This is a genomic window from Nonomuraea sp. NPDC049480, from assembly GCF_044465905.1.
GTDB lineage: Bacteria > Actinomycetota > Actinomycetes > Streptosporangiales > Streptosporangiaceae > Nonomuraea.
Map to the genome: position 1 here is coordinate 12,033 of NZ_JBITMD010000031.1, position 11,224 is coordinate 23,256.

The 11,224-nt window shown below is 65.9% G+C and carries 3 protein-coding genes; all 3 read left to right on the forward strand.

The genetic code is table 11. From position 1 onward, the window contains the following. The first annotated feature begins 21 nt into the window (after positions 1-21). The 3 genes from ACIBX3_RS51260 to ACIBX3_RS51270 all read left to right on the forward strand — a co-directional run bounded on the left by ACIBX3_RS51260 (position 22) and on the right by ACIBX3_RS51270 (position 10,803). Complete coding sequence (locus tag ACIBX3_RS51260; protein WP_397128053.1) at positions 22-2,673, forward strand: RNaseH domain-containing protein; 2,652 nt, start codon at positions 22-24, stop codon at positions 2,671-2,673. 7 nt (positions 2,674-2,680) lie between these two features. Next, the gene (locus ACIBX3_RS51265) at positions 2,681-8,176 is read left to right on the forward strand and encodes a DEAD/DEAH box helicase (RefSeq protein ID WP_397128054.1); all 5,496 of its coding nucleotides are present in this window, start codon (positions 2,681-2,683) and stop codon (positions 8,174-8,176) included. A 509-nt stretch (positions 8,177-8,685) separates the two neighbouring features. After that, positions 8,686-10,803, forward strand: a complete 2,118-nt coding sequence (locus ACIBX3_RS51270) for a hypothetical protein (protein ID WP_397128055.1) — start codon at positions 8,686-8,688, stop codon at positions 10,801-10,803. The last annotated feature ends 421 nt before the right edge of the window (positions 10,804-11,224 follow it).

Genomic DNA, 11,224 nt, shown 5'->3' on the forward strand with positions numbered 1-11,224 from the left:
CTCAAAGAGGAGCGGCAGCCGATGCCCGACAGCACGAGCCGACTGAACGTCCTGGCCTTCCGGTTCACCCCCGACCTGGCCGGAACGGTCCAGATCAGACGGCTGCCCGAGGAGTTCCGGCGCGCCTGGTGGGCCTTTGACAGCGCCTACAAGGCCAAGTGCGGCAGAGACGTCCAGCCCGCACACTCCGCGGTGTCACTGGCAATGCGCGGTCTGCTCGGCGGTCACGTCCACTTCGACCCGGGCAAGGGCGAACTCGTCACCGAGATGGACCTCGACGAACAAGATGTCCTCGACACGTTCACGCTCTTCCGCGCCTTCTCGCTCGGTGAGGAGCCCAACCTCGACCGGCCCTGCGAGCTCGCGAAGATCGCCGCCGCCACACCGGCCGAACACGTCCACCTGGGAGCCTATCTCGACGGAGGGTTCACCCAGCCGAATCCCCCCGGCTGGGTGTTCGCGACCGCGGTATGGGCCTTTGCTCGTTCCCTTGCCGAACATCCCTGGGCGGTGGACGGCCGGTCCGTGCGGCTTCGCGATGACACCAGCGGTGCGCTCAACGCCTGGGATGATCTGTGGCCCGGCACCGTGCTGCGGCCCGTGCCGGGCGCCAAAGACAAGAGGGCTGAACCTCGATACTCCATGGCGCGCATCACGGCCCGTCTGAAGACCGTTCCGAACATCGCCTACCCGGTCCTGCTGTTGGAAGGCAATGCCACCAGGATCAGCCCGACGCTGCGCGGCGTGAGTTCGGTACTCGTCGAACAGAAGGCAGTGGGAGCGCCCCTCGTGCGCCTGGCACTCGATGGGAGGATCGCCCGGCACGTCAACCGGCCGGCCGCACAAACCTTGGCCGCCCTCAGCGTGGACCGGGCTGTGCTCGACCTTCAAGACTTCACGACTAACGCAGCAGAGCCCGGACGGGTTCGTGGAGTGGTGCCGAAATCCTGGCGGTTCGCCATCGGCCGGGGCGTCGGGATGCACTTCCACCGCGCACTTCACCGGCACGTGCATGAGGCCTTCCCTGAGATTCGGGCGATCGGCACGCGCGTCGTCAAAGGACGATTCCCGGCCCCGCGCCAGGGCCCGATCGAAGCGGGGGCCATCGCGGCCGCCCTGCGCGCCCACGGACACACTTCGCTGACCGTCGTCTGCCTCTGGGCCAAGGACGTCAACCGGCGGCGAATGCTCACCGAACTCGGCGCGGCCTTCGGGGTAGACCTAGTAGATACGGACCCCTCCGACGGAGCCATTGTTGCCGTATCCGACGAAATCAGGGTCGCCCTCAAGCACGCGCCGGAGTTTCTCGACCACGGCCTCAAGATTGATCGAGCTTCCCTGGCGGAACGGATCCCGGTATTGCATCAGGCGCCGGGCGACCTCACGATCGTTCTCTGCGAGACGGACTCCGACCACAGCGCACGCGTCGAGCCCGAGGACACTGAGCCGGAAACCGAGCAGGAAGCAAGAGCGGCGTACAAGCGATTCCTCGAGCGGCGCGGGCAACTCGAGGCGGAGGACGCTAAACCGCAGGTGCGACGACTGCTCGCCCGACTGGGGCTTGTGTCTCAATTTCTCGATCAGCCCAAGCCAGTGCGTAAAAGAGCGAAACCGCCCAAACATGAGGACTACCCCGCCCGAGCCGCAGTGATCGATCTGCTCCGCTCCGCGGGCCTGGCCGACGACCGGTTCACTTATGCCCTCGCCGGAGTTCGGATTGGTGAACATCTCGCGACGAGCCTCGCGCACATTGGGATTCACGTTCGCCAGCAGAACAAGCAAGCACGAGGCGGGAAGACCAAGCTTGTTGTGACGATCACTGCCTTGATCCCTCCAGGCGTGGGCGAGACCGGATGGAAGGTGTGGGCCTGGACGCATCGCGACCGATCCTGTTGGGAGCCCTATCCACTGGCGTGCGCGCACTTCCACGCCGTCGCGCTGGAGCCGGGTAGCCGCAGTCACGATGAGCTCATCCGGCTCGCAGGCATCGTCGAACATGCCCTCGGCACGCTCACCGACACCACGCTCCGCGGCGTCCCCTACGTGATCTACGTTGACGGGTTCGCCAGCCGTGGGGCCTGGCCGGGGCTGTTCAACAACCGGCAGGGAACCACCCCGGTTCTGGACCGTCCCTGGCTCCCCGGCTCGACCCTGCCGGTCGCCCAGCGACCCGTCGCCACAGTCCGGGTCAACGCCGAACCAGCCGAGACGCCCCGACCCATCAGCGTCACGACAGTGCGCCTCCACGCCGACGGTCGCCAAACCACCACGGAATCGCGCACCACCACCCGACTATTCCGCGTCGAGACCGACTTCGGCAACCCAGTGTTCTGGCTGTCCCGGGTACCCGTCCAGTTCGACGGAGCGGGCTCGGGACGGCTCGGCGAGTTCACGACCCGATGGGGCGCCGAAGAAGGGCCGGCGACCCGTCGCACCTGGTACTCCATGAACACCCTGGAGCTGTATCCGATCGGGGAACTGCCGGATCACGCAATGGAGGCGCTGGCCATCACCGCCGCTCGCCTGTGCCGCCAGACGAGCGGCTGGGACGGCCAGACCACCTACCCAGAGCCCCTACACCTGGCTCGCCAACTGGACCTCGATCATCCCGAGTACCGCGCCGACGAACTCCCGGACGACCCAGAGTCCCCGCTGCTTGCTCACGACGAATGAAGGCGCGATGACCGGCCCTACCCCCCATACCCGCAAGCTTCTCGCGTTGCTCGGCGACAGCGGTCTCACGCGTACGGAGCTCCTCGCCCGAGCACGAGCGAAATTCCCGCGCCAGCCTGACTCTCGGCTGTCCCTGCTCATTGACGAGGCCGTGACGGCCGGGCACATCAACGAGGACTCGGGAATCCTGCACCAAGCAGGAAGCAACTCCACATCGTTGCCTTCCCGAGGGGCGGAGCCGGAGAGGAAGCCTCCCAGAGCACTGCGGGCGGTCGCCATCGATGTGGAGTCGGTCGTGCGCACCACCGACCGCGAGCCCTATACGGAGAGGCGAATCTTTCAGATCGGCGCGGTCCGCTGTGGCGCAGACCTAGCATGGACTTCGGGTGCCGGCCGGTTCACTCGCTGGCTGGCACTTCCGTCCGACGACGACTGGACGATCGCTTCGGTCCAGATGCGTGAGCGGCACGCCGCCGAAGCGCTCTCGCCTGCTGAGGCCCTCGCAGATCTCCTTGCCTTCCTGGACGGCGCGGATGTCGTTGTCGCCTACAACGGCACCGACGCCGACTTCCCGATGCTCGCCGACGCGCTGGCTCGCGAGGGATTGCCGGATCTGCCCGGCCATCGGATCGACGGTTACTATCTCGCCCTCTCCCTGTGGCCTATGGCTGACTCTCACCGGCTCGCCACCCTCGCCGAGGACTTGGGCGTCGAGACCGAGGATCTTTCATGGCACGATGCAACGGACGATGCGGAGTTGCTCGGTCGGCTGCTTGAGTTCGGCGCGCGAACCCTGGCCTCCTGGCCAGAACAGCTTGCGGACCTGATCGCCTCTGCATGCCCCGACTCGATGGCTTGGCGCCTGTTGCGCGAGCTAGCGGGCGGTGGCCGCGCGCTCGGTAGAGAACTACCCGCCACGCACGCTGAGATTGCTCAGCTCACCGTCGGTCTTCTCGCCGACAGAGCACCGCTGCGCGGGCCGGACAGCGGTGAGGGCCTTGAAATGCTCGCCGTTGCCGAGCACCTGCGCGGACCCGATGGCAGAGTGGACCCTGTCGCACTCGCGGCGCTGGTCCACGGCGAGCATGTACGACGGCGGCCGGCCCAGGAACAGATGGCAGCCGCCCTCCACTCCTGGGCCGATGCCGACGCGTGCGGCGCGATCGAGGCGCCGACCGGCACGGGGAAGAGCTATGCGATCCTTGCGGCCGTCGTTGATTGGCTGGCCGCCCATCCCGCGCACACCGCCATCGTCACGACGTACACCAAGCAACTTCAGGCGCAACTCGCTGCTGATCTCGTCCTGCTCGAGCAGGCGGTCCCCGGGCTTCTTGGCCTGAGCAACGTGGTCAAGGGCAAGGCTAACCGGCTCTCACTGAGGGCGTTGCTGCTCGCTCTGGCGGACGCTACCGCGCTCGACCTTGGACGGCGCGTCAGGCCAGGCTCGGCAGGGCGTTTCCTCCCGGATCCGCGCTATCGGGAACTACTCATCTATCTGTTCCTACGGTTGCGCGCCGCAAGCGAACCGTCTACCTCTTGGGCGGCACGCTCCGTCGACCCGGTCGACGTGCCGGTGTTCTTCGCCGAGTACGTCGGCCCTGTGTTCTACATCTGGCTGGCGACCCTTTCGCAAGGCGATGCGGGAGACTACGCCGAAGATCCGGACAACCCCGTGTCCTTGCATACCGATACCGTCCGCGAAGCCCTCGCCTCCCGGCGGCTGGTTCTCGCGAATCACGCGCTGCTCCTCGCCCACCTCGATCAGCTGGAGGCCCTCAGTGCAGACGCCATGCTGGTAGTGGACGAAGCCCACGAGTTGGAGAACGCCGCCACCTCCACGCTCACCACGATCGTGGACTATCAAGCACTCGAAGACCTCCGTGCTGAGCTCGAGGCTTGGATCCCCGAGGCAGCGGCTGGTCCGCGCCGCACTGCGGTAATTGATGCCGTCGCGAACCTGAACGGCCTTCTCGATCACGAGAGCCTTCCCAAGCTGGCTGCCCAGCTTTTTGACGCCCGTTCGCCGGGAGCCTCAGTCGGTTCCCGCACCGCCACACTCGCGAGCCCATTCGGCGGCTCCTCTGGTCGTGGCCGGGTCGCCACCCTCGCGGGCCTCCTGATGCGGCTCGCTGGCCTGTGTGAGGCTGTCGTTGGAGCTCTGGGCGCCTACCGCTCAAACCAACCTCTCGACTTCTACGCGAAGGAACGGGTCAGCGCGCTGATCAGCCGCACGATGGTCCAGTGTTCCGCTGCCCAGGCAATCGTCGCTGACCTGAAGGACTTCCTCGACGGCGCCGACCAATCGCTGACCACCGACGAGCCGCACGCCGACGATGAGCTCGCCGAATCGGCCGAACTGAGTGACCCGGACGACAATGACCTGATCGAAGTCGACGACATGTCCGATCTGCCCGGCCTGCCGCCCGAAACCGGGCACAAGGAATGCGCACACGTCGGCGAGGAGGGACGGATCGGAAGCTCCGCAGATCGCGGGGCTTTGCCGCCGAATACATCGAACCGTGTCGTCCATGCGAAGGAACTGGATGTACTGCGGGGGAGTCTACGGAACTACCGATTCCAGCTCGCAACCTCTCCAGTCGAACTGCCCGAGGACCCCGAATGGCGGCGCTGTCTGGACACCTTCCGGCGCGCCTACTATGTCTCGGCCACGCTTCGAGTGGAGGGCTCGTGGGCCTACCTTCAATCGCGGCTGGGGTTGAAGGAGACCACCCGAACGCTGCACCTGCCGAGCCCGTTCGACCTGGAAGACCAGATGGAGCTGGTCTGCCTGGAAGACTTCCCGTCGTGGGCTGAGCAGACGGAAGGCGCCATCAGGACCGTCGCTCATCAACTGCGGGGATACGCCGCCGCTATGGTCCGCCCGACCGACGGCGAACGCGGTGGCTACGACAACGGCGTTCTCGTCCTCACCACGGCACGGTCGACCGCCGGCGGAATCGCTGACCGTCTCGTGGGCGAGCTACGGCGTGCCGGAGACCCGGCTCCCGTTCGGTCAGCGTTGGTACGCGGCAATAAGCAGGGGCTCGCCGAGTTTGCTGACCGTGAATACGGTGGCGGCTTCCTCATCGGTACCAAAGGGCTGTGGCAGGGCGTCGATATCGCCGATCCGCAGCGCCTCAGCCTTGTCTGGATCAACAAGCTGCCGTTCGCGCCATTCGGTGACCCGGTGATCGAGGCGCGCCGGGCAGCCGAGGCGGTCCGAGCCGAGTCGCTTGGCCTCGAGGATCCCGAGCGGTCAGCCACTGAACGGTATTACCTGCCGATGGCCGCGCTCCAGCTCCGGCAGGCCGTCGGACGGCTCATCCGATCCGAGCGCCACAGGGGTGTTGTGGTCATCTCCGACCGCAAGCTCGCGGGAGTCTCAGCGCTTCGCCGTACTTATCGAAGGATCTTCCTCGGCTCACTTGAACCGGAGATTCTCAAGCCCCATCGCGTTACCTGGGAGCCCGGAGGAGGCAACGTCGTGCCGATGACGGACGCCTGGCGCCGGATCTGGCACTTCTTTGCCCGTCATGGGCTGCTAGACCCGGACCGGGCGTCGGAACTGTCGACCGACGAGGCGCTCGACAAGCACACGACTTTGCCACAGACCCGCGCGATCCGAATGCTGGAACTGAGTCACAAAGAGGTCGAACGGTTGCGATCCTCCGGCGGACTGGCCGATGAGGTCATCCAGAGGGCTGCGGCTGTCGCGGGCCTCCTTCGGCTCCAGGATGGTCCGGCCGTGTTGAAGCCCGCCCAAGAGCGGGCGATTCGAGCCGTGGCCGACAGACATGACCTGCTTGGGCTTCTACCGACGGGCTTCGGCAAGAGTTACTGCTTCCAGTTGCCCGCGCTGATTCTGCCCGGGGTAACGCTGGTGGTGTCGCCGCTGGTCGCCCTCATGCACGACCAGGCACTTGAGCTCAACCGTTCCATCGGCGGCGCGGTGCGAGCGCTCGTCGGGCCGATGCGCGAGTCGAACTCCCGCGCGGGGCGCACCGAAGTCCACGAGCAGCTGCAGGGTCGGCACGATCACCGCATAAAGATCATTTACGTGTCCCCTGAACGGTTGTGCCAGAGCCGCTTTCGAGCGCTGGTGCGTGAAGCCGTGCGCGACGGGATCATCGCCCGGATCGCGATCGATGAGGCACATACCTCGATCCAGTGGGGGGACGACTTCCGACCGTCCTTTCGCAGAGTCGAACGCTTCCTGGCCGAACTTCGCGCGGAGCACGACCTGCGCGTGACGGCGCTGACTGCCACGGCCAACCACACTGTCCGCGCCGGATTGCGAGAAAGGATCTTCGGGCTCCACGAGGGCAGAGACGACAGCGACCTCGTGACGGTGCAGGAAAGTCCGATCAGGCCGGAACTGGCCATCCACCGCCGCTCGATCGGGTCGGCCGGGCCGGCTAAGGTCGCCGCTCTGTTGGAAGGGGTCGTCCGCGAGCTCGACGGGCACGCGATCTTCTACTGCCTAACGGTCAAGGAAGTCGTTGCCGTCCATGCGCATCTGCGCGACCACGTCGGTGGTGGCCGCGTGCAGGTCCGACGCTTCCACGGCAGGCTCACCGAGGCGGAGAAAGCGGCCGTCATGACGGAGTTTCGCGAGGCTCCGCGGCAGGGCGAGGAGGGGTTCGTTCCGCTTCTAGTAGTGGCCACGTCCGCGTTCGGCCTCGGTATCGACCGTCCCGACGTGCGCACGGTTTTTTGCGTGTCGCCGCCGACCGATCTGGCGGCGCTCTATCAGCAGATCGGCCGCGCTGGTCGGGACGGTGGCGCGCCGGGTATGGTCAACGCCGGTCTCGCCCTCGCCACCAACAGAGGTCTGCGGACCGTCCAGTTCATGACCGACCGGGCTGTCTCCGCCTCTCTCGCCCGGCGGATGGCCGTCATGGTGTTCGACCACCATGACGGTGTGCTTGATGTCGTCGCGGTGGCCGACCGGCTCATTGGTGAGGATCTGGAGACTGGACGAATTGATGCCGCGAAGGCGCGGGAGTCCCGCACGCACAATGAGTATGCGGAAGGGGTGGCTCAGGTCTTTACGACGCTCGCCGACCTCGGAGCTGTTGAGGATCTCGGTGACTTCCCGCCCCGAGTGGCGGTCGCCGCGGGCGAGCTGTCGGATCCGGGAGGCATTTCGGATCCGCTGGAGGAGAAACTGATCGCGACTGTGCTGGGGCTTCCGGCGCGCGAGGATGTCCTTCGCAGGTCAGCGCTTTCCCTTTCAAACCTCCACCACCATCTGGCAGTTGAGATCGACGGGTATTCCGACGCGTTCGAGCATCCGGCAGATTTGTGGGAGCTGCTGTCCGACCTGCATGACAGGGGGAGGCTTGACGTCTCCGCAGCTCCGTCGCGGAGGTTCGTCACAGGAGTGAGAACATTGCGTCGCGGGCTTCCCGACGGTTTCCACGAGGCGCTTGGGCGCAGTACGGCACGGGCTGCCGCGGAGCTGGACTGGTTGCGGGACTTTTTCGAAGATCGCGCCACTTGAGCTAACCGTAAATTCGCCGACTACTTCGGTGTCGCCGAGCTGCCCGAGGGCTGCTGCTCGGGCGCACACAACCGCTGCTCGTCCTGCTGGGACAGGCGGGTCGACCTTCCGAAGGGGGAGACAAAGTCAGGCGTCGCCCTGGCCCTCAACACCGCTATCCGAAACCTGACCGCAAGCGGAGGAGCATCCGCAGCGCAGGACCGAACTCTTGATCGGCAGATCATCGCCCTGCTGTGGCACGTTGCGCGTGGTCTCAGCGTTCAGCACCTCCGCCTTGCTCTACGAGGTGAAGACTCATGGTTCCACGCTGGGCGACGGCAGAGGGTGCGGCTGCAAAGGACGATTACCACGAGCCGGTATTTCGGGGCGGCACCCCGGGTGACGGCGCGTCGCGTCGAGGACTCACTCGCGCGGTTGGAGGCTGCGGGAACGGTGGTGTTCGTCGAGGGGCGCTGGCGGGAAATCGGCAACGTGCGGCGCGAGGCCGCCTGGCGGGCTAAGGAGACACGGTGACGATCTGGACTCCCTATGCGGGCGAACCTTTGTTCACCGCCGAACTCGTCATTGGTCCCAAAGCCATGTCCGAACACCAGCGGGAGCAACTTACCGGCTACCTCGAAGCCGTAGCTTCCCGGCGCGGCGTTCTTCACACCGCGGTTGCGTTCAACGCCGTGTACTTCGGCTACGACCTCGACTACGGCGGCTACACAGGTGGCCCAGTGGATTTCGACCTCCTGCCTGCGGCACGGCCTGACGCACCCGCCCCTCCGGTCGGGGCGATGATAAGCCTGGCGGCAGGTAGGGAACCGTTGTTCGGCGAAGTCATGTACACCGAGGGCTCGCATCCCGCCCTGCACGACGATGGTGAGGTCGAGCCCTGGCTGTCGGGAGCTCCCCGCAACACGGCAGGCCCTGAGGGTGGTCCGGAGCCCCGAGACAGGCTGGTCGTAGATTTCGACGCCTTTGGTCAAGGCGTTATCACCACGCGTGAACGCCTCGGACGGCTACGCCGCAAGGGCCGACTGCTCGACGATCTCGGTCACCTGCTTCTGCCCGCCCAAGCCCGAACGGGATTCGTGGAGTTCCTCTTGGGCCCCGCCCGGGAGTGCCTGATCAGAGGGCCGCTGCCCTTACTGCTTGGTGCCGATGCCGACGATACTGATCTCCAGGCGGGCGTGCGTGGAGCGCTCCGCACCCTTGACGCTGTCCTTTCCAATGCTCCTGGCTTGCGGCGCTGGGGGCCGTACGCCTTTCCTCGCGAGACGCTCGCGATCCGATTCGCCGACAGGGAGGGTGAACTCGGCGGGCCCGACCTGTCCGCGATCGTCAGCGGAATGACCTGGCCGCCGTCGGAGAGTCGACGAAATCGACCCGCCGAGAGCGTGACCTACACGGCCATCGGTCCCCGCCTGCGCGCGTTCGCCTCCAATCAGGCAGCGCTAGGAGGGATCGCCTACGCTGTCGCCGTCTGCCATACCAACGCCGTGCTGTCCGACGTGGCCAGGCGCGAAGCCGACGAAGGGGGTGTTCTGCCGTCAGGCGGACACCTGCGACTCGACGATGCCCGGCAGGGCGGCGGCGTCTGGCGTGTCTCCTATCCCGCTGGGCCGCACGCCAGCCTCGACCCACTCCTGCCGCTCGGCCTCGGCTGGCTGGAGAGCCTACCGCCTGTCGCCGATGACGACCTCTGGGCCGCCGAACCCGCCGCCGAGGAACGACTCACCATCACCGATTCCCAGATCGACTGGACCACCCCGCTGCGGCTCCAGCATCACACGGAGGGAACGCTCCCACTACCCGCGCGCCTCACGGGTGAGCTGAAGGAGGAAGCCGTACGGTTGCGACTCAAACACGATGGATGCGACCTAGATCCCGATGAGGCGGATCAGATGGTCAGCGTCGAGCACCGACAAAGCGGGCTCAGTCTGGCCGGCGTGTGCTGGCCGCTGGAGTACTTTCCTGGCATCCTCCTTAACTTTTGGTGGCCTCGCGGAGCACCCACTCTCAACGCCGGATCGACCCTTCTTGATGTTCCGATCATGCTCGACGGTGAGCTCATCGAACACCGATACGACCCGGGAGCCGTCACCAGGGACAGGGCTCCGGGTTGCGTCGTAAGGGGGCAACCTGGACACCTCAGGCTTCGTGAACGGATCCTCCGCGCGGTCCGTCGAGCGGGCGTGCTCCAGGCGGACGGCAGCGCGGTCCTGCCGGAACAGATGCTCGCCAGGATAGTCTTCGATGATCCGGCCTCCGAGGCGACAACTCTGTCAGTTCCCGTGGCGGAACTGCTCACCGACGGGGTCCTGCACCGAACAGTGGCGAGCAGAGCCCCGGACGGCGCACTAACCTTCCCCGCGGCGAGTGGGGAACTGGAGATTCCCGTTCTAGTTTGGCGGTCTGAGAACGCTCCAGTAGCGGAAAGCGCTTCGGAGCGGGAGGCCCACGCCAAGGCCGTGCGCCTCAGAGCTTACGATGTGCGGTCATTTCTCAGACGGCTCCCGCCGGGCAAACAGGCAACAGACTCAGCCCGCGCGGAGTACCGCCAGGTCGCCGAGCAATTCGGATTCGGGGCCGAACTTCCGGCCGGCTACACCATCGTCCGCGCGCATCGTCGCGGTGGCTAAGAATGCCGCACAGGCGGCCGTCGCCGCTTCCTGCAGCAGGAGTTGGCGCGCCTTCCAGGCGTGCGGCCGGCCCGGGCACCTGCTCAGCAAAGTTCTACTGGCCTCCTCCAGGGAGGTGCGACAGGGTGAGAGCGGAGAGTGACACTCCCGATACATCTTTGTGTAAGGGTGTGGGCAACATGATGGATGTGATGTGAAATCGGAAGGAAATGTCGAAGGCTTGGTGCAGACTGGAGTGAGTTTTCGCCGCACCTGGGATGGCGGCGATGGGATCCATCCCCTAATCATGTCCGTTTAGGGCAAATTGACGTTTATCGCTAACTTGTGTCCATTGAGGAGTTCGCGTAGCAAATGAAACGGCCGTGGGACCCCGACCCGCTGACTAACGTGCTACGGAAGCCGCACCACCAAGGGCTGCCGC